The 20,586-nt window shown below is 68.2% G+C and carries 18 protein-coding genes and 2 tRNA genes; 15 read left to right on the forward strand and 5 right to left on the reverse strand.

The features are described from left to right. Positions 1 to 14: 14 nt before the first annotated feature. Both NW198_RS05835 and NW198_RS05840 read right to left on the reverse strand, forming a co-directional pair. The gene (locus NW198_RS05835) at positions 15 to 956 is read right to left on the reverse strand and encodes a WYL domain-containing protein (protein WP_258340389.1); all 942 of its coding nucleotides are present in this window, start codon (positions 954 to 956) and stop codon (positions 15 to 17) included. After that, positions 946 to 1,905, reverse strand: a complete 960-nt coding sequence (locus tag NW198_RS05840) for a YafY family protein (protein ID WP_258340390.1) — start codon at positions 1,903 to 1,905, stop codon at positions 946 to 948. The genes NW198_RS05835 and NW198_RS05840 overlap by 11 nt, the downstream gene beginning before the upstream one ends. A 175-nt stretch (positions 1,906 to 2,080) precedes the next feature. On the opposite strand from NW198_RS05840, the gene NW198_RS05845 reads away from it, so the two are divergent. After that, positions 2,081 to 4,492 (forward strand): hypothetical protein, encoded by a 2,412-nt coding sequence (locus tag NW198_RS05845; RefSeq protein ID WP_258340391.1) that lies wholly within the window; start codon positions 2,081 to 2,083, stop codon positions 4,490 to 4,492. 408 nt (positions 4,493 to 4,900) lie between these two features. Here the strand turns inward: NW198_RS05845 and NW198_RS05850 are convergent, their stop codons facing one another. After that, the gene (locus NW198_RS05850; RefSeq protein ID WP_258340392.1) at positions 4,901 to 5,440 is read right to left on the reverse strand and encodes a biotin transporter BioY; all 540 of its coding nucleotides are present in this window, start codon (positions 5,438 to 5,440) and stop codon (positions 4,901 to 4,903) included. An 82-nt stretch (positions 5,441 to 5,522) separates the two neighbouring features. Here NW198_RS05850 and NW198_RS05855 point away from each other — a divergent pair. The 3 genes from NW198_RS05855 (at position 5,523) to NW198_RS05865 (ending at position 7,077) form a co-directional block, all read left to right on the forward strand. Continuing rightward, positions 5,523 to 5,597: transfer RNA gene (locus tag NW198_RS05855), tRNA-Gly, on the forward strand. A 95-nt stretch (positions 5,598 to 5,692) separates the two neighbouring features. Further along, positions 5,693 to 6,973: an aminopeptidase gene (locus NW198_RS05860; protein ID WP_375378028.1), complete on the forward strand. Its 1,281-nt coding sequence runs from the start codon at positions 5,693 to 5,695 to the stop codon at positions 6,971 to 6,973. A gap of 28 nt (positions 6,974 to 7,001) precedes the next feature. Then, positions 7,002 to 7,077 (forward strand) — tRNA-Lys (locus NW198_RS05865). Positions 7,078 to 7,213: 136 nt separating this feature from the next. Here the strand turns inward: NW198_RS05865 and NW198_RS05870 are convergent. Continuing rightward, complete coding sequence (locus NW198_RS05870; protein ID WP_258340393.1) at positions 7,214 to 7,573, reverse strand: hypothetical protein; 360 nt, start codon at positions 7,571 to 7,573, stop codon at positions 7,214 to 7,216. Positions 7,574 to 7,732: 159 nt separating this feature from the next. Between NW198_RS05870 and NW198_RS05875 the strand changes: the two genes are divergently transcribed. The 5 genes from NW198_RS05875 (at position 7,733) to NW198_RS05895 (ending at position 12,374) form a co-directional block, all read left to right on the forward strand. Further along, a complete protein-coding gene (locus NW198_RS05875; protein ID WP_087313770.1) occupies positions 7,733 to 8,416 on the forward strand; it encodes a transaldolase family protein in 684 nt (227 codons plus the stop codon). 71 nt (positions 8,417 to 8,487) lie between these two features. Then, on the forward strand, positions 8,488 to 9,318 hold the full coding sequence (locus tag NW198_RS05880; protein ID WP_258340394.1) for a transketolase: 831 nt from the start codon (positions 8,488 to 8,490) through the stop codon (positions 9,316 to 9,318). After that, positions 9,318 to 10,259 carry a transketolase family protein gene (locus NW198_RS05885; RefSeq protein WP_087313775.1) on the forward strand — a complete coding sequence of 314 codons (942 nt, stop codon included), beginning with the start codon at positions 9,318 to 9,320 and terminating at the stop codon, positions 10,257 to 10,259. Before NW198_RS05880 ends, NW198_RS05885 begins: the two co-directional genes overlap by 1 nt. Positions 10,260 to 10,323: 64 nt before the next feature. Further along, positions 10,324 to 10,785 (forward strand): ribose 5-phosphate isomerase B, encoded by a 462-nt coding sequence (gene rpiB, locus NW198_RS05890; RefSeq protein ID WP_087313777.1) that lies wholly within the window; start codon positions 10,324 to 10,326, stop codon positions 10,783 to 10,785. A 359-nt stretch (positions 10,786 to 11,144) separates the two neighbouring features. Then, positions 11,145 to 12,374, forward strand: a complete 1,230-nt coding sequence (locus NW198_RS05895; RefSeq protein ID WP_143786110.1) for an argininosuccinate synthase — start codon at positions 11,145 to 11,147, stop codon at positions 12,372 to 12,374. A gap of 235 nt (positions 12,375 to 12,609) precedes the next feature. On the opposite strand, the gene NW198_RS05900 is transcribed toward NW198_RS05895, so the two are convergent. Next, positions 12,610 to 13,473, reverse strand: coding sequence for a hypothetical protein (locus tag NW198_RS05900; protein ID WP_258340395.1), 864 nt, complete (start codon positions 13,471 to 13,473; stop codon positions 12,610 to 12,612). 401 nt (positions 13,474 to 13,874) lie between these two features. On the opposite strand from NW198_RS05900, the gene argH reads away from it, so the two are divergent. The 6 genes from argH (at position 13,875) to NW198_RS05930 (ending at position 20,528) form a co-directional block, all read left to right on the forward strand. Beyond that, complete coding sequence (argH, locus tag NW198_RS05905; protein ID WP_258340396.1) at positions 13,875 to 15,266, forward strand: argininosuccinate lyase; 1,392 nt, start codon at positions 13,875 to 13,877, stop codon at positions 15,264 to 15,266. Positions 15,267 to 15,315: 49 nt separating this feature from the next. Beyond that, on the forward strand, positions 15,316 to 16,662 hold the full coding sequence (purB, locus tag NW198_RS05910) for an adenylosuccinate lyase (RefSeq protein ID WP_258340397.1): 1,347 nt from the start codon (positions 15,316 to 15,318) through the stop codon (positions 16,660 to 16,662). A 59-nt stretch (positions 16,663 to 16,721) separates the two neighbouring features. Continuing rightward, on the forward strand, positions 16,722 to 16,988 hold the full coding sequence (locus NW198_RS05915) for a TIGR03905 family TSCPD domain-containing protein (RefSeq protein ID WP_087313785.1): 267 nt from the start codon (positions 16,722 to 16,724) through the stop codon (positions 16,986 to 16,988). Between the two features lie 2 nt (positions 16,989 to 16,990). Continuing rightward, positions 16,991 to 18,193, forward strand: a complete 1,203-nt coding sequence (locus NW198_RS05920) for a Tat pathway signal protein (RefSeq protein WP_258340398.1) — start codon at positions 16,991 to 16,993, stop codon at positions 18,191 to 18,193. Between the two features lie 85 nt (positions 18,194 to 18,278). Continuing rightward, positions 18,279 to 19,001, forward strand: coding sequence for a response regulator transcription factor (locus NW198_RS05925; protein WP_258340399.1), 723 nt, complete (start codon positions 18,279 to 18,281; stop codon positions 18,999 to 19,001). A 9-nt stretch (positions 19,002 to 19,010) separates the two neighbouring features. After that, positions 19,011 to 20,528: a HAMP domain-containing sensor histidine kinase gene (locus NW198_RS05930; RefSeq protein WP_258340400.1), complete on the forward strand. Its 1,518-nt coding sequence runs from the start codon at positions 19,011 to 19,013 to the stop codon at positions 20,526 to 20,528. Positions 20,529 to 20,586: the final 58 nt, after the last annotated feature.

Consider the following 20,586-nt stretch of genomic DNA (forward strand, 5'->3'; position numbering starts at 1 on the left):
GGCGACGGAGGGCCTCAGGACGGGCTCTCGAGCTCGCGCGCCGCGTACTCCCCGGCGAGCCGCTCGACCTCGGGGTCGTCGCAGGTGACGGTGCCCGCGCAGGCCGCGACCATGCGCGGCAGCCACATGCCGCCGAAGTAGGGCGTCTCGGCCACGACGGCGCCACCCTCTTCGCGAAGCACCACGCTGAGGTCGTGCCAGGGGAGAAGGTCGAGATAGCGAGGGTCGGAGAAGCGCAGGCGCACGGTCCTTCTCGGCTCGTCGCCGAGGGCCTTTGCCGGTCGGTCGGTTCGTACGGGCAGCTCCTCGAGCTCGTCCATGCGGTCGAGCCTGAACGTACGCGCTCCCTCGCGGTCGATGTCGTAGGCGTCGAGATACCAGAGGTCCCCCTCGCACCGAAGCCTCTCGGGGAGGACACGCCGGCCCTCTCGCGCGCCGCCGCCCGGCTTCTTGTAGCAAAAGCGCAGCCCACGCTGGGCGAGAAGGGCGCCCGCGCAGGCGGGGAGGGCCTCCGGCGCCGGACGGCCGGGCTCCCCGAGCATCCTGCGGACGAGCTCCTCGCTGGGGGCCGAGCCCGCGAGCGAGCCCTCGAGGCGCTCGCGCAGGGGGTCGCGCGCCGGGACGCCCACGCGATCGAGGGCGGCGAGCAGCGCCGCGGTCTCCGCGCGGTCGAGCCGCAGGCGCCGGCCGCGCAGGCCGGTGTCGAGCAGCAAGGTGAGCCGACCGTCGCCCTCGTTTACCAGCGGCAGACCCGTGCCGTCTGCGGAGCAGGCGGTGGCGACGAGCCCCACGAGCTTCTCGGCGCGCTCGCCCGAGACGCCCAGCCGCGCGGAGACGGCCTCGACCGAGAGCGCGTCTCCCGCCTCGCTCAGGCTCGAGACGAGGGCCACGAGCTCGCGCGCCTCCTCAAGCGCGCCCCGCCGGCCGGCGTTTGTCCTGCCACCGCTACGCGCCATGGGGAAGCGCCCCCTCGAGTACCTCTCGCCAGGCGTCCACGAGTGCCTGCGGCCGCAGCGGCCGGATGCCCTGGGCCACAGCCCAGCTCGCGGCGGCGGGGAGGTCGCAGACGTCGACCTCCCAGACCAGGGCCTTTCCCTCGCGCCTGAGCTCGCCCTGCCCGCGCGCTGCGTCGGCAAGCGCGCCCTCGCGCCCGTCCGGGACGGCGAAGGCGGCGGGACGGGCCTTCGAGCCGAGCTGGAAGGGGAGCCTCACCCAGTCGAGGACGGAGAAGTCATCGGGCACCTCGCACGGGACGTCGTCCAGCGCCACGACCTCGTCGAAGCGGTCCACGCGATAGGTGCGCGCGGGCCCATCGGCGGCGCCGTCTGTCACGCGGGCCGCGACGAGGTAGGTCGAGCCGCCGAGGGCGAACAGGCCATAGGGCGCGAGGGTGCGCCTCGCCTGCCAGCCGCGCGCGTTGGTGTAGCTGGCCTCGACGCAGAGATGCTCGACGAGCGCCCTTCTCAGCTCGCCGAGCGCGCGCCCCTCGTTCCGGCGCGCGGCGGCGAAGGCGGGCTCGTCGGCGAAGGCGCGCGACAGCTTGGCCAGGGCCAGGCGCAGGTCCCCCGCGAGCGGGAAGGTGGGGTCCTCGAGCACGCCCTGGCACGTCAGCTCGAGGGTCGCGGCCTCGCGCGCCCCGAGCTCGGCGCCGCCGGCAAACGAGCCGCGCTCGTCCACGCCCCACGAGGTCTCGCCGGCCTGCCGCCCGCGCTCGACGACGCGCACGCCGCAGGCGGCGAGCAGCGCGCGGTCGCGGGAGAAGGCGCGCCTGAAGCTGTCGGCCGAGAGCTCCGGGTAATAGCGGGCCGCGAGGGCGGAGGAGGCTATGGGGGCCCGTGCGTTCATGAACTCTATCGCGAGCGAGCAGATCCTTCTCGCCCGCTCGTCGTCTTTTGTGAGCCGCATCGAGGCCGCCTCCTTTCCTCCCCGTTTTGCCGTCCGTGGGTTCCGCTTGCGTTGAACCCGGGTACATCTGCGTCTTTTTTAACGAACACCAAGGATAAGACGTATACTCTTTGAATTGTATGCACGTCGTTGGAACCGTCTCGCGAGACTCTGCAAAAGGACGACCAGTATGGCCATGACTCACGACTATCTCGACTACCTCAACCAGAGGGTCGGAATCGCCCCCGCCAACAGCCAGGAGGAGCTGCAGGCAGCTCAGACCATCGCCAGGCTCATGAGCCATCATGACGTCGAGCCGCAGATCGAGGAGTTTGACGCGTCCTCGCTCGCCGGCCTCTCCGCGGCGATCCTGTCGGTGCTCATGTTCGTCGGCGTCCTCGTCTCCGGCGTGGGCGTCCTCGCGCTGACGCTGATCGGCTTCGTGCTCGCCGTCATCCCGACGGTGCTGGTGGCGCTCAGGCTCTTTGGCCGCGCGCCGCAGCTCTCCTTCGGGCCCACGGCGCGCAGCCAGAACGTCATCTCGGTCCACCGCGCCACCGGCCCGCTCGTCTCCAAGGGCAACCGCCCCATCGTCGTCGTGGCCCACTACGACACCCCTCGCGAGAACTTCCTCTACTCCACGCCCGTCGCGCCCTATCTCCCGATGGTCGTGAAGGCGTCGACCTACTGCCGCTACGTCGTGGCGCTCTGCGCGCTGGTCCAGCTCATGGGCTTTGTCCCCGCGCCCGCCCGACTCGTGCTCTGGCTGCTGGGCATCGTCGCGTCCCTGCCGGCGATGCTTCTGGCCGTGGGCGCCATCTACGAGCGCGTCTCCCCCTGTACCCTGGGCGCCAACGACAACAAGGCCTCTGTGGCGTCGCTGCTCGGCGTGATGGAGAACGTCCGCCCGAGCGGCCTGGTGCCCCTGCCTCGCGAGCCCGAGCAGGCCAAGGACGTCGAGGAGCCCGAGGGAGTCGACGAGGCCTCCGAGAAGGACGCCGAGGACGCTGCCGATGCCCCCGTTGCCGAGGGGGGCGAGGCCGCGGCCGAGCCCGCCGAGGCCGACCTGACCGTCGCCGCTCCGCTCGACGTCGAGGACGAGCCGGTCGACGAGTGGGTCCCGGCCCCCGCGGAGGAGGTCGTCGGCGTCCGTCACGGCGAGGACGTCCTGCGCGAGCTGCAGATCCTTCCCGAGGACTGTGAGATCGAGTACGCCCTCGGCGGCGTTGCCTCCCTCGCGTCGGAGCCTGCCCGCGCCGTCGCGCCCGCCCCTCAAAGGACCTTTGAGACCCCGGTCTCGCTCTTCGAGCTCGACCCGCTTCCCGAGCAGGAGGAGCCCGAGCTCGCGGATGACGCCGCGGGTGAGGAGGCTTCCGAGCCCGAGGAGCTTATCGACGCCGAGGAGCAGGACGTCACCGAGGACGCGCCCGAGCCCGAGGACGACGAGTCCGTCCAGGGCACCGCGCCGCTGCGCCCCGTCAAGGGTGACGCCGAGACCACCCGCGAGAGCCTGCTCTCCGGCGGGCGCTTCTCGCTGGTCATGGACGAGGGCGACCGCGGCGTCGGTCCGAAGGACTCCTCCGGCCTCACCGCCGAGGTCGAGGAGGAGCTCGACGCGACCCAGCCCACGCCCTCCGCTCCCGTCGAGCGCCCGAGCGCTCCCGAGGACCCCGAGTGGGGCAAGTCCTCGTATCGCCCCCAGCTCTCCAACGTCGCGCGCCGCGCGTCCCTCTTTGACCTCCCCGATCCGTCCATGAACGAGACGGACCCGCTCGGCGACCCCGGCGCCACGCGCGTGGCGCCCTCCAAGTCGAGGTTCGCGCGCGCCCTGCGCGGCGAGCAGAGCGCCACCGCCCAGGACGCCCCCGCCGCCGAGGATGCCCCCGAGGTCGAGGCTCCGCAGCCCATCGAGACGCTCGCCTCCACGGCCGAGCGCGGCAAGAGCGCGTTGGGCGGCCTCTTCGGCCGTCTCAAGGACGCCCTCTCCAGCAGGGCCAAGGCCGCCGAGGACGTCGCGGACGACTCCTCCGACGAGGAGTCCGACGACCCCATCTGGCGCGGCGGCGCCGCGACGAGGGGCGGCCTGCGCTTTGTCGAGGAGGACGAGCAGGCTCCGACCGAGGACGAGCTGCGCGACGCCGCGCTCTCCCTCGCCGACGACGCGCTCGTCTCGCACGACATCTGGTTCGTGGCCCTGGGTGGCTCCACGCTCGACCACGCCGGCATGAGGTCCTTCCTGCGGCAGCACCGCTCCGAGATCCGCGGCAGCTTCATCGTGAACCTCGACTGCGTGGGCGCCGGCGAGCTGAGCGTTCTCACCCATGAGGGCGTCGAGGGCACGCGCCGTGCCGACCGTCGCCTCGGACGCCTGCTCAGCACCGTTGCCAAGGACCTGCACGCCGAGCTCGCGCAGAAGAACTTTAGCTGGACCTCGACGGACGCCTGGCCCGCGATGAGCTCCTCCATGCGCTCCGTGACGATCATGGGCGTCGGGGAGAACGGCCTGCCCGCGCTCTCCAAGACCGCCGACGACGTCGCCGAGAACGTGAGCGGCGACCAGGCCAACCTCGTCACCGAGATCGTGACCGAGGCCATCCGCCGCGCCTAGGGGCGGCCGGGCGACGACATCAGGCAATCTTTCGATCGAGCGCGTCACGTGCAGCACGGGACGCGCTCGATCTGCGTTCTGCCGGCGTGCCCCGCGGCGGGCGGCCGTCCTCCCCTGAGGGCGTCACCGCCCATGCGCTTGGCCCGCGTCCTTCTCCGTGGTGCCTTCTCACCTTCGTGCGTCCTTCTCGTCTCTGAGCCGCGCATTGGACCTCCTGTCTTTGGGGAGGACTACGCTACGCCCCGGGACTTCCCGGACTCTGAGCGCTTGCTGACGGGGAGCTGACCGGACGGACGTGCCTTTGGCGAGCAAGTCGCGTGAGCTTGGCGTCGCCCGCTCGGCCAGGCGCGGGTTGGCGGTGTCACGTCACGAAGCCTTCACAGAACGAACACGCGACGGGCCGCGGCCCTAGGGCCTATCTGCCGCGGGTGCGCCCAGGGCGCGCTTCACCGCACGGCCGGCGCTCACGCCCACGAGGAGCTTGAGGAGGTCGGGCCCCACGAAGGGCAGCACGCCCGCGACGAGCGCCGCCGCCGGCGAGATGCCGCTCGCCCAGCAGAGCTGCGCGACGCCGGCCGCGTAGGAGACCGCCAGCATGACGAGGGCGCCCGCGAAGTCGCGCGCCGGCTCGGGGAGAACGGGGATTCGTCGCAGGGCCGCCGCGCACGCGGTGCCCAGGAAAAAGCCCCAGAGAAAGCCGCCCGTCGGACCGAGGAGATGGCCGACGCCGCCAGCAAACCCCGAGAAGACGGGCATGCCCAGGGTGCCGAGCAGCAGGTAGAGGCCCACGGCGCGCACGGCGTCCCTCCCGTCGAGCGCAACGACGAGCAGGGCGAGGACAAGCGTCTGGAGGGTGAGGGGAACCGGGCCCAGGGGGACCGTGACCATGGCCGAGGCGGCGAGAAGCGCCGCGGAGAGCCCTGCTCTGCATACCTGTGACGCCGTCATGGCACCCCCTCGGCCCCGTGGTCCTTGCCCAGCCTTCGGACGCAGGCTATACTACTCCATACGCGTTCTTGCGCGCGTCGAGGCGGGCATCGCCAAGTGGTAAGGCATCAGCTTCCCAAGCTGACATTCGCGGGTTCGAGTCCCGTTGCCCGCTCCAGAGACTTCAGGGCCCCGAAAGGGGCCCTTCGCATGTGGGTAGAACTATGGCGTCGGAGCGCGTTCGAGCGCCGTCCCGCCCAGAAAGGAAGCACCGTGGCCTCCCTCCCCATGACCAACGAGGAGTGCCGCCTCGCCACCGAGGCGCTCTCCGACCAGATCGACCGCTACGCGAGCCTTCTCGTCAGGAAGGGCGTCGCGCTGCAGGCCGGGCAGGAGCTCGTGCTCCAGGCGCCCGTGGAGGCCGCCGACTTCGCGCGTCGCGTGGTGCGCGCGGCGTATCGCGCGGGCGCCGGTCACGTGACCGTTCTGTGGCACGACGACGAGGTGAGCCGCCTCACGTACGAGAGCTGCCCGCTCGCGTTCTTCGAGACGGTCCCCGCCTGGCAGGTCGAGCAGCTCAACGGCCTAGCCGAGGACGGGGCCGCGTTTCTGTTCCTCGAAGGATCGGACCCCTCCGCCCTCAAGGGCGTGGACCCCGCCAAGCCCGTCGCCGCGGCGAAGGCCCGCAACACCCAGTGCCGCTCCTTCCGCGACGGCATGGACTTTGGCCTCAACGCCTGGTGCATCGCCGGTGTGCCCGTCGCGGCCTGGGCGCGCGAGGTCTTTCCGGACGTCTCCGCCGCCGAGGCGCTCTACCGTCTGTGGGTCCTGATCCTCGAGGTCGCCCGCGCGGACGGCGAGGATCCCGAGAGCGCCTGGGAGACTCACAACGCCTCCTTCGAGAAGACCAAGCGCTTCCTCAACACGCACCGCTTCGACGCACTGCGCTACGAGTCCGCCAACGGGACCAACCTCGTGGTGGGGCTTCCCGCGGCCCACGTCTGGGACGGCGGCGCCGGCCGCACCCGCGACGGCGTGACCTTCTTCCCCAACATTCCCACCGAGGAGGTCTTCACCTCTCCGGACCGCCTGCGCGTGGACGGCGTGGTGCACTCCGCGCTGCCGCTCGTGCGCTCCGGCCAGGTGGTGCGGGACTTCTGGATGGAGTTCAAGGACGGCGCCGTGGTCGACTTTGGCGCCGAGCAGGGACGCGAGGTCCTGAGCCGCATTCTTGAGGTCGACGAGGGCGCCCGTCGTCTGGGTGAGGTCGCGCTCGTCTCCAAGAACACGCCCATCCGCCAGAGCGAGACCCTCTTCTTTGACACGCTCTACGACGAGAACGCGAGCTGCCACCTGGCCCTGGGCATGGGCTTTCCCGAGTGCCTCGAGGGCGGCGCCTGCCTGAGCAAAGAAGAGCTCCTCGCCCGCGGCGTCAACCAGAGCAGCACCCACGTGGACTTCATGATCGGCTCCGATGACCTCAACGTCTTTGGCGTGTGCGCGGACGGCTCCGAGGTTCCCGTGTTCGTGAACGGGCAGTGGGCCTGGGAGTGACGCCCGCACGTGGTAAAATCGCCACGACGCGCCGTTAGCTCAGCTGGTAGAGCAGGGGACTTTTAATCCCAAGGTCCAGGGTTCGAAGCCCTGACGGCGCACCACCGCATCTGATGGGGCCGGACGTTTTCCGACGTCCGGCCCCCTTTTGTCGACCAAGTTGTCGATAATCGCCCACGTTTTCGACCAAGTCGACCAACCATGGTCGGTTCTGCGGCATCGGCAGAGAGCCGGACGGGGTCAGCCCACGCGGAGGACCTCGTGAATGCCGGCCTCCTTGAGGATCTCGACATCCTCGTCGGTGGCGCCCGTGTCGGTGATGAGCAGCGCCACGCGGTCGAGCGACGCGTAGGTGAAGCCCGCCGCTATGCCGAGCTTGCTCGAGTCGGCGAGCAAGATCATGCGGTCAGAGCGCTCCACCATGAGCGAGTTGACGGTCGCCTCCTGGTGCGTGTTGGAGGTGATGCCGGTGACCGTGGAGATGCCGGCGCAGCCCACGAAGCACGTCGTCGCCGAGACGCTGCGGCCGCGGTCTATCACGCCGTCGTGGCGGAGGAGGTCGCGCGCATGGCGATCGACACCGAGGCGCTTGCACCACATTGTGGCCCCGCGCCCCAGTATCTTCTGGACAAGCATTACATGCGCAAGCACGGCCCGAACGCTTACTATGGACAGGGAGGGGCGCACTAGCGCGTTCTTCTCGGCTTTGTTTGGATTGAGGGCGCAGACGCGCCAAGACATGAAAGAGAGGGGTTTGCCATGAAGTTCTTCATCGACACCGCCGATCTCGACGAGATCAAGGAAGCTCTCTCCTGGGGCTGCCTCGCCGGCGTCACCACCAATCCGAGCCTGTACGCCCGCACCGGCGGCAAGCTCGCCGACTTCGAGGACCACATGGTCAAGATCGCTGAGCTCTGCGACGGCCTGCCCGTCTCCGCCGAGTCCCAGGCCAAGACCACCGAGGGCATGATCGAGGACGGCCGGCGCCTCTCCGCGCTCGCCCCCAACATCGTGGTCAAGCTGCCGATCTGCGCCGAGGCCCTGGCCGCCACGCACCAGCTCGCCTCCGAGGGCGTCCGCATCAACATGACGCTGGTCTTCTCGGCCACCCAGGCGCTTCTCGCCGCCAACGCCGGCGCGCGCTACATCTCGCCGTTCGTCGGTCGCTTCGACGACATCGCCGAGGACGGCATCTCCCAGCTCGCCGACGTCGTGGCCTGCATCGGCAACTATGACTGGACCGGCAAGAACGTCGACAACCAGGTCGAGATCATCACCGCCTCCGTCCGCACGCCCAACCACGTGACCCAGGCGGCCCTGCTCGGCGCCGACATCGCCACCGTGCCCTTCGGCGCGCTCAAGAAGTGCCTCAAGCACCCGCTGACCGACCAGGGCATGGCCGCCTTCGACGCCGACTGGGCGAAAGTAGTGGCCGCCCAGTAGGCGACGGCTCGCCGACGCTTGTTCCACCTATGATTCGCTTGACAAACCGTGAGAAACGAGAAGGAGGCAGAATGACTGACACCGAGCTGAGGCGCGTTGCCAACGAGATCCGCAAGGGCATTCTCGTGGGCACGCACGCCGCCAAGTCGGGCCACCCCGGCGGGTCGCTGTCCGCCGCGGACCTCTTTGCGTACCTGTACTTCGAGGAGCTGAACGTTGACCCGGCCAACCCGAGGAAGGCCGATCGCGACCGCTTCGTCCTCTCCAAGGGCCACACGGCCCCCGGCCTCTACGCGGCGCTCGCCGAGCGCGGGTTCTTCCCCAAGGAGGACCTCGAGACCCTGCGCCACATCGGCAGCCACCTGCAGGGCCACCCCAACATGAACGACACCCCGGGCGTGGACATGTCCACCGGCTCGCTCGGCCAGGGCATCTCCGCCGCCGTGGGCATGGCGCTCGCGGCCAAGCACTGGGGCGACAGCTATCGCGTCTACACGCTGCTCGGCGACGGCGAGATCGAGGAGGGCCAGGTCTGGGAGGCGGCGATGTTCGCCGGCAACAACGGCCTGGACAACCTCGTCGTGATCGTGGACCACAACGGCCTGCAGATCGACGGCACCATCGAAGAGGTCAACTCCGCGATGCCCATCGCCGACAAGTTCCGCGCCTTCAAGTTCCACGTGATCGAACTCGCCGACGGCAACGACATGGCGCAGATCCGCGCCGCCTTCGCTGAGGCGCGCGAGGTCAAGGGACAGCCCGTGTGCATCGTCGCCGAGACGGTGAAGGGCAAGGGCGTCTCGTTCATGGAGAACCAGGTGGGCTGGCACGGCAAGGCCCCCGACGACGAGCAGTTCGAGCAGGGCATGGCCGAGCTCGAGGCCGCTGGGAAGGAGCTCTAATGGCTGACGTCAAGAAGGTCGCCACGCGCCAGAGCTACGGCGAGGCCCTCGTGGAGCTCGGCGCCGAGCACGACGACTTCGTCGTCTTTGACGCTGACCTCGCGGCCGCCACGCAGACCGGCAAGTTCAAGGCCGCCTACCCCGACCGCTTCTTCGACGCGGGCATCGCCGAGTCCAACATGATGGGCCTGGCAGCCGGCGTCGCCACCACCGGCCGCGTGGCCTTTGCGAGCACCTTTGCGATGTTCGCCGCGGGCCGAGCCTTCGAGCAGGTGCGCAACTCCATCGGCTACCCGCACCTCAACGTGAAGATCGGCGCCACGCACGCCGGCATCTCCGTGGGCGAGGACGGCGCCACGCACCAGTGCAACGAGGACATCGCCCTCATGCGCACCATCCCGGGCATGACGGTCGTCGTTCCGGCCGACGACGTCGAGGCCAAGGCCGCCGTGCGCGCCGCCTACGAGACCGACGGCCCCGTCTACATGCGCTTCGGCCGCCTGGCCGTGCCGGTGTTCAACGACCCGGAGACCTACGAGTTCCAGCTGGGCAAGGGCGTCGTCCTGCGCGAGGGCACCGACGTCACCGTCGTTGCCTGCGGCCTCATGGTCGCCGAGGCCCTGGCCGCCGCCGACGAGCTCGCCGCCAAGGGCGTCTCCGCCGAGGTGATCAACATCCACACCATCAAGCCGCTCGACGAGGAGCTCGTCCGCGCGAGCGCCGCCAAGACCGGGCATGTGGTCACCGCCGAGGAGCACTCCGTGATCGGCGGCCTGGGCGACGCGGTGCTCGCGGCTCTGGCCGAGAGCCCCGTGCCCGTGCGCAAGCTCGGCGTGAACGACGTCTTCGGCGAGTCCGGCCCCGCCGTCGACCTGCTCCACAAGTACCACCTCGACGCCGCTGGCATCGTCGCTGCCGTCGAGGGCCTTCTCGCCAAGTAGCGCCATCGACGGGCGCGCCGGGGACGGCTTCCCCGACGCGCCCTCTTTTGCCAGGGGGAACAACATGAAGCTTGCCATCGGAAACGACCACACCGCGCTCGCCATCAAGGCCGAGGTCGTCGAGCACCTGCGCGACCGCGGCGTCGAGCTCGTGGACGTGGGCACCAACAGTCCGGAGAGCTTCGACTACGCCATCAGCGGCTATCGCGTCGGCCGCCTCGTCGCCGACGGCGAGGTCGACGGCGGCGTGCTCATCTGCGGCACGGGCGTGGGCATCAGCCTTGCGGCCAACAAGGTCGACGGCGTGCGCGCCTGCGTGTGCTCCGAGCCGTACTCCGCCGAGCTCTCGAAGCGCCACAACAACAGCAACGTCATCTGCTTCGGCGCGCGCGTGATCGGCCCGGAGATGGCCAAGTGCATCGTGGACGCGTGGATGGACGCCGAGTTCGAGGGCGGCCGCCACGCCCGCCGCGTGGGCCAGATCATGGAGATCCAGGACACGCAGCGCCTTGCTGCCGCGGAGTAGTAGCGACCGAGGCCCTGGGGCTGCCCGGGGCCTCGAATTGTTTCGAGACGGAGTCTCTTCTCGCCGCCCCTGCGCGGCTGGCCTACACTCAGCCACGTCAGACAGCCGCGGGCCAATAGCCCGCGCCCGCTCAACTACTGAGGAGGCCAACGTTGATGAACGTTCACAGCGCGCACGCATGTGCCGCCCTCCTCACTGCCCGACGCCAGATGCGACGAATCTCGCCCGCGATGTCGCGCGCGACGCTCTAGCTTGACGGTTCTTCTCGACAGACCGAGCTCCTGCGCCCCGCGACGTCGGGGCATTTCTGTGTAGACGCATCCAACCTAGCACCCAACCCAAAGCGAAAGGGAAACAACATGGCAGAGAAGGAAAAGGTCGTCCTTGCGTACTCCGGCGGACTGGACACGTCCGTCATCGTCAAGTGGCTGCAGATCGAGAAGAACCTCGACGTCATCGCCATCTGCGGCAACGTGGGCCAGGACGAGAAGGACCTCTCCTGGATCAAGCAGAAGGCCCTCGACATGGGCGCCATCGCCTCCGAGGCCATCGACATGCGCGCCGAGTACGCCGAGAAGATCCTCTCCAAGGCAATCTGGGCCAACGGCAAGTACGAGGGCGTCTACCCGCTGCTCTCCGCGCTGTCCCGCCCGCTGATCTCCAAGCACCTCGTGGACATCGCGCACCAGTACGGCGCCAAGTACATCGCCCACGGCTGCACCGGCAAGGGCAACGACCAGGTGCGCTTTGAGACCTGCATCCGCGCGCTCGACCCCGAGCTCGAGATCATCGCGCCCGTGCGCGAGTGGGACCTCACCACGCGCGACTCCGAGATGGAGTGGGCCGAGGCCAACGGCGTGCCTGTGCCCACCACCAAGAAGAAGCCCTACTCCATCGACGACAACCTCTGGGGTCGCGCGATTGAGTGCGGCGTGCTCGAGGACACCTGGAACAAGCCGCCCGCGGACATCTGGACGATGACGGCCAACCTGGAGGACTGCCCGAACGAGCCCGAGGAGGTCGTGATCACCTTCGAGCAGGGCATCCCGACCGCCATCAACGGCGAGAAGATGGACCTGCTCAGCCTCATTATCAAGGCCAACGAGATCGCCGGCCGCAACGGCTACGGTCGCATCGACATGATCGAGGACCGTGTCGTGGGCATCAAGAGCCGCGAGTGCTACGAGTGCCCGGCCGCCCTGCTGCTCATCCAGGCTCACCAGACCCTCGAGCAGCTCTGCCTCGATGCCGAGACGCTCAAGCAGAAGGCCAAGATGGATGTCGAGTGGGCATCGACCGTCTACCGCGGCCTGTGGTTCTCCCAGAACCGCAACGCCATCGACGCGTACAACGCCTACACGCAGAAGTTCGTGAGCGGCGACGTCCGCATCATCCTGTGCAAGGGCGGCCTGTTCGTTGACGGCGTGCGCTCCGACTACAGTCTCTACGACTACAACCTCGCCACCTACGACGAGGGCGACACCTTCGACCACAGCGCCGCCGAGGGCTTCATCGTCCTGCATGGCCTGCAGTCCAAGACCTGGTCCAAGGTCCAGGGCCCCGGCTCCGGCCTCCAGCCGGTCCACTAGTCTGTTAATTGGGGACAGTCCCCAACGTGCAGAAAAGCCGAATCGGCCGGCGGAAGGTTCCCTTCCGCCGGCCGTTTTTGCCGTCGCGCATCGGTCTACTCGGCCGCCCCCAAAATTAACGGGCACAAAGACGGCAATTGTGAGCGAAGGACCGGCAAAACACCAGTTGGCGTTTACGAGATAAGTCGTTCGTGCCCGTTAATTTTGGGGGCGGCCGAGTAGACCCCCATTCCGCCTAGTAGTTTCCGAGCGATATGCCGCCCGCCCACGGATAGAGCGACCAGATGAGCCGCTGCCTGCGCGTAGCATGGGGTTGCTCGAGGGCTCGTCGTGTCGCAGCCCCCGTCTCGCCGCTCGCGCCGGCGAGCTGTTCGGCGGCAATGACCGCCTCAAGCACCACGGAGTCGAGACCTCCTAACTCCATGAGGTCTTCGGCGACGATGGGGAGCACAATTCTTCCGCTTGCAAGAAGCTCTCTGTTGCGGCGCAGGTCATCGACGTATTTTTCCCGGACGCGAGCAAGTGCGGCCTTGAGCTCGTCCTTTTCGAGCCTCTCCACGTCAATCGAGCTGAGGTCTAGGTGCCCGTAGCCGTCGTAGTTGAGCCCAACGGGAAGATCTCCCAGCGAGATATCAGGCACCCTGGCCTTGTTCGTCACCCAGGGCCTGAGCTCCCGACCAATCAGCTCCTGCGCATTAAGCTCGATGTTTCGAATGCCAAACCCGTCGTCCTCGAGCGGACGGACGAGCACTAGTGCCACGAGCGCCTCCATTGCGGACCACGCATTGTCGCGGACGTTCTCGAGTGCTGCCAACGCGCGCTCCCTGCCCTTGACTCGACGACAGGAGCGTACGTAACCCTTGATCTTCGCAACGTTGGTGAGTGGCGCCACTTCATGGACGACCCCGCCCGTCCGTGGGTTGGTCGCGTCGCGCACGAAAGTGCCGCACAGCTCATATCCCAGCAGCTCCAGGGCCGCGCGATCCATCACGCTGGCGAGCTCGAGGAAGAGGAGCTCGGGGCACGGGACGGTAAAGGTCTCGGATACGCGCGCAAATGATCCGCGCGGAATGCCCTCGCCGTAAACCGTGGTCGACATGAAGCGGGCCTTTGGCCGCGAACGGGCGTCTGGCGAGACGACGTAGATCGGGCGACTTTCGCTCGGGGGATTCAAAAGTCCAACAAGCTGGTAAGGGATGAGGCGTGAGGTCCACCGCCGTTGTGGCCAGGGGTCGGGCGCGGGGATGCCGCACGATTCCTTTGGCATGCTAAGCCCCTCGGCCCGAAGACTCCGGACGAGCGCGAGAGCGGTCAGGCTGTTAACGCACAGATGCATGCTATTCCAATCATTAATAGACTAGTACTATTAAAATAATAGTAGTAAATCAGCTATGTATACCTAACAATTTGAATATGAAATTAACAGGATTTGACGGAGTTCGGCGCAAGGTGCCGCCTTTGATAAGCTAGACGCGGCAAAAACACGAGGAAGGAGCAACCATGGCGCTTTGGGGAGGCAGGTTCGAGAAGGGCGTGGACCAGTTCACGCAGGAGTTCGGAGCAAGCCTCGAGGTCGACAAGAACATGGCGGCCCACGACATTGCCGGCAGCCGCGCGCACGCCCGCATGCTCGCCGAGCAGGGCATCATCTCCGGCGAGGACCATGCCGCTATCGACGCGGGCCTCGCCGAGATCGCCGCGCAGATCGCGGACGGCACCTTCCCCTGGGACGTCAACGACGAGGACGTCCACATGGCCGTGGAAAGCGCGCTCACCCGCGCGATCGGGGCCCCGGGCGGGCGTCTGCACACCGGCCGCTCCCGCAACGACCAGGTCGCCACCGACATCCGCCTGCTCGCCAAGGAGCTCTGCGACCAGCTGCTCGCCGGCAACGCGGCCCTGCGCCGCGCCCTTCTGGAAGCCGCCGAGAAGAACCTCGACGTCGTGATGCCCGGCTACACGCACCTCCAGCACGCCCAGCCCGTGCTGCTCTCCCACCACCTGCTCGCGTATTTCTGGATGTTCACGCGCGACTTCACGCGCCTCACCGCCGCGCGTACGGCCGCGGACGCCAACCCGCTCGGCGCCGCGGCGCTCGCCGGCACCACCTACCCGCTCGACCGCGCGCGTACCACGGAGCTGCTGGGCTTCTCGGCCACGATCCCCAACTCGCTCGACGCCGTCTCCGACCGTGACTACCTGCTCGACCTTGAGTACGCCTGCGCCGTGAGCATGATGCACCTCTCGCGCCTGTGCGAGGAGATCGTGCTGTGGAGCTCTACGGAGTTTGGCTTCATCACGCTCTCGGACAGCTACTCCACCGGCTCCTCGATCATGCCGCAGAAGAAGAACCCCGACTTCGCCGAGCTCACGCGCGGAAAGTGCGGCCGCGTCTACGGCGACCTGATGGCGCTGCTCACCACCATGAAGTCGCTGCCGCTGGCCTACAACAAGGACCTCCAGGAGTGCAAGGAGGGCCCGCTCGACGCCGCGCGCACGCTCTCGGACTGCATGGAGATCGCCGCGGGCATGATCGAGACCATGACGGTGAACGCCGACGTCATGCTCGCCCAGGCGGGCACGGGCTTCTCTGCCGCCACGGACGTGGCCGACTACCTCGCCAAGAAGGGCATGCCGTTCCGCGAGGCGCACCGCGTGGTGGGCGAGCTCGTCCTCTATTGCGAGAAGAGCCACAAGGGCCTCGAGGACCTCACGCCCGAGGAGTTTGCCGCGGCGAGCCCGCTCTTCGAGGCGGACATCGCACAGGACCTGGATCCCGCCGGCATCGCAAACGCCCGCGTGACCTATGGCGGCACCGGTCACGATGCGGTTGTCGTGCAGCTTGGCGAGGCGCGCGCGTCGCTTGGGGAGGACGAGGCCGCCCTGCGGTAGAATCAGATCGGAACACGCGCACGCGAGCAAAGACGCCGAGGAGGCCTCCATGATCGACCGCTACACCCGTCCCGAGATGGGCCACATCTTCTCCCTCGAGAACAAGTACCGCATCTGGCAGGAGATCGAGGTCCTGGCCTGCGAGGCGCACGCCGAGATGGGCAAGATCGGCATCACCCGCGAGGAGGCCGCCTGGATCCGCGAGCACGCGGACTTCAACAAGGACGAGGTCGACGCCATCGAGGCCGTGACCAACCACGACGTCATCGCGTTTCTCACCAACATGGGCGAGTACATCGACCGCGACGTGCCGGAGGGCGAGCCCAAGCCGTCCCGCTGGGTCCACTTTGGCATGACCTCCTCCGACCTCGGCGACACCGCCCTCTGCTACCAGCTCGTCCAGGCTACCGACATCCTCATCGAGGACTGCAAGAAGCTCGGCGAGATCTGCCGCCGCCGCGCCTTCGAGGAGCGCGATACCCTCTGCGTGGGCCGCACGCACGGCATCCACGCCGAGCCCATGACCTTTGGCATGAAGTTCGGCAGCTGGGCCTGGGAGCTCAAGCGCGACTACGACCGCCTCAAGGACGCCCGCGCCAACGTGGCCTTTGGCGCGATCTCCGGCGCGGTGGGCACCTACTCCTCCATCGACCCCTTCGTCGAGGAGTACGTCTGCGAGCACCTGGGCCTCGTGCACGATCCGCTGTCCACGCAGGTCATCTCCCGCGACCACCACGCCTATCTCGCCGGCGTCCTGGCCACCACGGCGGCCACCTGCGAGCGCATCGCCACCGAGATCCGCAACCTCCAGAAGACCGACACCCTCGAGGCTGAGGAGCCGTTCCGCAAGGGCCAGAAGGGCAGCTCGGCCATGCCGCACAAGCGCAATCCCATCACTGTCGAGAAGGTCTGCGGCCTCTCCCGCGTGGTCAAGGCCAACGCGCAGGTCGCCTTTGACAACGTGGCGCTCTGGCACGAGCGCGACATCAGTCACTCCTCCGCGGAGCGCGTGGCCCAGGCGGACAGCTTCATCGCGCTCGACCACATGTTCCAGTGCCTCACGCGCATCGTGGACGGCCTCATCCTCTACCCGGCGCAGATGCTCGCCAACCTCAACAAGACGCGCGGGCTGATCTTCTCGTCCAAGGTGCTTCTCGCTCTGGTTGAGACCGGCATCACCCGCGAGGAGGCCTACGCCATCGTGCAGGAGAACGCCATGGCTACGTGGCGCGAGGTCCAGCAGTGCGCCGGCGGCACCACGTTCCGCGAGAAGCTCGAGGCCGACCCGCGCTGCACCGTGCCCGCCGCCGAGCTCGACGCGATCTTCGACCCGCGCGCCTTCCTCACCCGCGCCGGCGTGGTTTTTGACCGCCTTGAGCAGCTGAGCTTCGAGTAACCGACAAGAACCGGACGCGGGAGGGGCGTCCCCTTTCCGCATCCGAGAGGAGAAGAACCATGCACTTTGACTACACCCCGCGCGGCGTCTGCTCGCGCGCCATCCACATCGACCTCACCGACGACGGCAAGACCATCGAGGCAGTCTCCTTCGAGGGCGGCTGCAACGGCAACCTCAAGGCCGTGAGCAAGCTCGTCGCCGGCCACCAGGTCGACGAGATCGTGGGGATCCTCTCGGGCAACACCTGCGGCCCCCGCAACACCTCGTGCGCCGACCAGCTTTCCCGTGCGCTGACGGAGGCCTCGGCCGCGGCCCAGCAGGCCTGAGCGTGCGCGCGCCAAAGCTGACAAGACGCTCCTTCTTCAAGACCGCTGCCGCTGGCGGGGTCATCGCCGCCGCGGTGGGGGTCCTGCCCGGCTGCACGCACGGTCCCGACGAGATCGACGCGGACCCCACGGTCGTGGACGAGGAATCCGCGGAGAGCGTGCTCGAGTCATTCACCCAGGCGGACTCCCCGCTCGCCGAGGAGCACAGCTGGACGCTGCCGCTCGGCAACGTCCTGCGCCCCGCCGAGGGCGCCTGGGCGCCCGTGATCACGGCGGGCTCGTCCGCCACGCCCATGGTCAAGGCCTCGGCCCTCTCGCTCTCGTCGGGAACGCTCGCGGAGGTCGTTCCCGCGCCGCTCGGCACCGCCGCGACGACCGTCATCTATGACGTCCGCTGCTCGGACTCCGCCTACGCCTGGGTCGAGCTCGACCTCGTGACGCGCGCCTGGGCGCTCTACGCCTCCGCCTTCTCTGACGGCCAGCTCTCGGGCGACACCAAGATGCTCTGGGAGGGCGCGGCCGACTACGACCCGGCCCCCTTTGCCGTCTCGGGCTCGAGCGTGATCTGGCAGGTCCAGCCCTCGACCAGTGGCTCCAAGACCACCGAGCCCTCGCTGTGCTACCTCTGGCACCTCGGCGACTCCGACGCCCAGTCGGTGGTCGAGTCCCCGGGGCGCTTCGCGACGGCGCCCACGGTCAGCGCCGGGACGGTGGTCCTGGCGCCGCGCGTCCACGACGACGAGGGCGTCTTCTATGGCGTCACGGCCTACGCGCTCTCGGACGACCTCAAGACCAAGGTCGACCAGCTCGTCATGCCCGCGAGCGTGCGGCCGTTTCGTGCCGCCCGCGTGGGCGAGCGGTTTCTCGTATCGGTTGAGGCCAGCTACAGCTCGGGTGGCCTGCTCAGCAAGATGGGCACCTACATGGGCACCTCCTCGGCGGGCTTCGTCAAGCTCGACCGCGAGCCATCGGAGTGCGGCTGCGGCAAGGACGACCTCTTTGTCATCAAGAGCAACTCGTCCTACCTCGTCATTAACCTGGCCGACAAGACCTACTCGTCGCTTGCCTCCGTCGACCGCGCGGTCGACTACGGCGAGTTCCCGGCGCGCGCGGGCGAGTGCGACCAGTTCGTGACCTTCTCGACCGTCAAAGACCCCGACACCGGCTACCCCGCTTCCGTCACGGTGCGCACCTTCCGCCTGTAAGAGGGAATCTTCAGCCGTCGGCTGGGGTACACTAAAGGTGCTTACGGCCGAACCCCGGCGACGACAAGGCAACAGGGAGGCCAACATGGCTTCAGACGAGAAGAAGATCCTGCTGGTTGAGGACGAGAAGGCCATCCGCGACGCCGTCGCGGCCTACCTCGAGCGCGAGAACTACATCGTGCGCGGGGTCGGTGACGGCCAGAGCGCGGTCGAGGAGTTCGAGAAGCACACCTTCGACCTCGTCATCTTGGACCTCATGCTGCCCAAGCTCTCGGGCGAGCGCGTCTGCCGCGCCATCCGCGAGACCTCCAACGTGCCCATCATCATGCTCACCGCAAAGGGCGAGGTCGAGGACCGCATCATCGGCCTGGAGCTCGGCGCGGACGACTACCTCATCAAGCCCTTCTCGCCGCGCGAGCTCGTCGCCCGCGTGCGCGCGCTGCTGCGCCGCGCCCACACCGAGTCCGAGCCCCAGCTCGAGGTCCTGGACTTCGGCGACCTGGTGATCGACATCTCCGGCCACAAGGTGCTCGTCGAGGGGCGCGAGGTCGACCTCACCGCCTCTGAGTTCAAGCTGCTTACCACCCTCGCGCGCTACCCCGGTCGCGTCTACACGCGCATGGAGCTCGTCGAGAAGGTCCTGGGCTACGACTTCGAGGGCTACGAGCGCACGATCGACTCCCACGTGAAGAACCTGCGCGCCAAGCTCGGCGACGACCCGCGCAACCCGCGCTGGCTCTACACGGTCCACGGCGTCGGCTACCGCTTCGAGGCGCCCGAGAAGGCCGCCGACAAGAGCGCCCGCTAGGGGGCGGACATGTCGGCGCGCTTCGAGACGGGCGGTGCCGAGACCCCCGAGGAGGACGCCCCCAAGAAGCGCTCCTCCCGCAGCTCGTGGAACACCATCAAGCCCTCGCCCAAGCGCGGGCGCCCGTATGCGACGAGCCTCACCATCGCCTTTGCCCTCACGGCCGTCATGACGGCCGTGGTCTTGGCCGTGGTCCTGGCGGTGGTGTGGGAGCGGCAGTTCACGGCGTACACCCGCCAGAACATGCAGGCCATCGCCGACTCCACCTCGGCGACCATCTCCGAGTCCTACAAGCGAACGGGCGTGATCGACGACGCCGTCGCCGCCGAGGCGGCCGCCGCGGCCTCGAGCCTCTCGCCCGACATCGTGGTCCAGATAACCGACGTCAACGACCGGGTCCTCTACGACGACACGTGGGCCGGGTCGCGCGCCTCGTCCGGCCGCCCCAAGGCGCCCTCGGTGGTGCCCACGACGCAGGGCGCGCTCGTCACCTCCTCGATCGTGGACGCCAACGGCAAGACGGTGGGCACCGTCCGGCTCTGGGCGCTCGGCTCCGATGCGCTGCTCACCAAAAGCGATGCCTCCTTCCGTGCCAACTCCTACGGCGCCATCGTCACGGCTGCCGCGATCGCCGCGATCATCGCCTGCGTGATCGGCTACTTCGTCTCGCGCGGCATGGCTCGCCCCATCCAGCGCATCACCTCCACTGCCAAGCAGATCAGAAACGGAGACCTCACGGCTCGCACGGGGGTGACCGGCCCCGACGAGATCGGCCAGCTCGGAGAGACCTTCGATGACATGGCGAGCACCATCGAGCGCGACATCAAGCTCGAGCACCGCCTCACCGGCGACGTGGCTCACGAGCTGCGCACCCCGCTCATGGCCATGCAGGCCACGGTCGAGGCCATGCAGGACGGCGTGCTGCCCGCCGACGACGAGCACTTCGAGGTCGTGGCCTCCGAGGTCCGTCGCCTCTCGCGCCTCATCGACGCCATGCTCAAGCTCTCGCGCCTCGAGAACGGCTCGACGGAGTTCAACTGCGAGCGAACCGACGTCGCCTACCTCGTCAAGGGCCTCGTCTCCTCCCAGCACCAGCTCTTCCACGAGAAGGGCCTCCACTTGCGCTACGTCGACGAGACGCCGCACGGCGAGCTCTACGCCGACGTCGACCCCGACCTCCTGCGCGAGGCGATCGTCAACCTCATGAGCAACGCCATGCGCTACACCAACCCCGACGGCTGGGTGAAGGTGTCGCTTCGTCAGGACCGCTCCGACATCCTCATCTCGGTGCAGGACACGGGCATCGGCATCGCCAAAGAGGACATCCCGCAGACCTTCGCGCGCTTCTGGCGCTCGGACGTGAGTCGCGAGCGCGCCTCGGGCGGCCTGGGCGTGGGCCTGGCCATCACCAAGGAGATCGTCGACCGTCACAACGGCACGATCCTCGTCGAGTCCGAGGTCGGCAAGGGCACCACATTTACACTTCGCATCCCCCAGCGCCGGTCCCGCAAGCCGCAGGACAAGTAGCCCTCTCTGCCCGCCGGCCCGAGGTTCTTCTCCCCGCTCAGACAGCTTCGCTGCGCGA

Origin of the sequence: Thermophilibacter sp. ET337 (genome assembly GCF_024733715.1) — a bacterium.
GTDB lineage: Bacteria > Actinomycetota > Coriobacteriia > Coriobacteriales > Atopobiaceae > Thermophilibacter.

Excerpts from the sequence above, each read along its gene's own strand:
- NW198_RS05835 (WP_258340389.1), bottom strand. The coding sequence starts at position 956 with ATGGCGCGTAGCGGTGGCAGGACAAACGCCGGCCGGCGGGGCGCGCTT.
- NW198_RS05840 (WP_258340390.1), bottom strand. The coding sequence starts at position 1,905 with ATGCGGCTCACAAAAGACGACGAGCGGGCGAGAAGGATCTGCTCGCTC.
- NW198_RS05845 (WP_258340391.1), top strand. The coding sequence starts at position 2,081 with ATGACTCACGACTATCTCGACTACCTCAACCAGAGGGTCGGAATCGCC.
- NW198_RS05850 (WP_258340392.1), bottom strand. The coding sequence starts at position 5,440 with ATGACGGCGTCACAGGTATGCAGAGCAGGGCTCTCCGCGGCGCTTCTC.
- NW198_RS05870 (WP_258340393.1), bottom strand. The coding sequence starts at position 7,573 with ATGTGGTGCAAGCGCCTCGGTGTCGATCGCCATGCGCGCGACCTCCTC.
- NW198_RS05875 (WP_087313770.1), top strand. The coding sequence starts at position 7,733 with ATGAAGTTCTTCATCGACACCGCCGATCTCGACGAGATCAAGGAAGCT.
- NW198_RS05880 (WP_258340394.1), top strand. The coding sequence starts at position 8,488 with ATGACTGACACCGAGCTGAGGCGCGTTGCCAACGAGATCCGCAAGGGC.
- NW198_RS05885 (WP_087313775.1), top strand. The coding sequence starts at position 9,318 with ATGGCTGACGTCAAGAAGGTCGCCACGCGCCAGAGCTACGGCGAGGCC.
- rpiB (WP_087313777.1), top strand. The coding sequence starts at position 10,324 with ATGAAGCTTGCCATCGGAAACGACCACACCGCGCTCGCCATCAAGGCC.
- NW198_RS05895 (WP_143786110.1), top strand. The coding sequence starts at position 11,145 with ATGGCAGAGAAGGAAAAGGTCGTCCTTGCGTACTCCGGCGGACTGGAC.
- NW198_RS05900 (WP_258340395.1), bottom strand. The coding sequence starts at position 13,473 with ATGTCGACCACGGTTTACGGCGAGGGCATTCCGCGCGGATCATTTGCG.
- argH (WP_258340396.1), top strand. The coding sequence starts at position 13,875 with ATGGCGCTTTGGGGAGGCAGGTTCGAGAAGGGCGTGGACCAGTTCACG.
- purB (WP_258340397.1), top strand. The coding sequence starts at position 15,316 with ATGATCGACCGCTACACCCGTCCCGAGATGGGCCACATCTTCTCCCTC.
- NW198_RS05915 (WP_087313785.1), top strand. The coding sequence starts at position 16,722 with ATGCACTTTGACTACACCCCGCGCGGCGTCTGCTCGCGCGCCATCCAC.
- NW198_RS05925 (WP_258340399.1), top strand. The coding sequence starts at position 18,279 with ATGGCTTCAGACGAGAAGAAGATCCTGCTGGTTGAGGACGAGAAGGCC.
- NW198_RS05930 (WP_258340400.1), top strand. The coding sequence starts at position 19,011 with ATGTCGGCGCGCTTCGAGACGGGCGGTGCCGAGACCCCCGAGGAGGAC.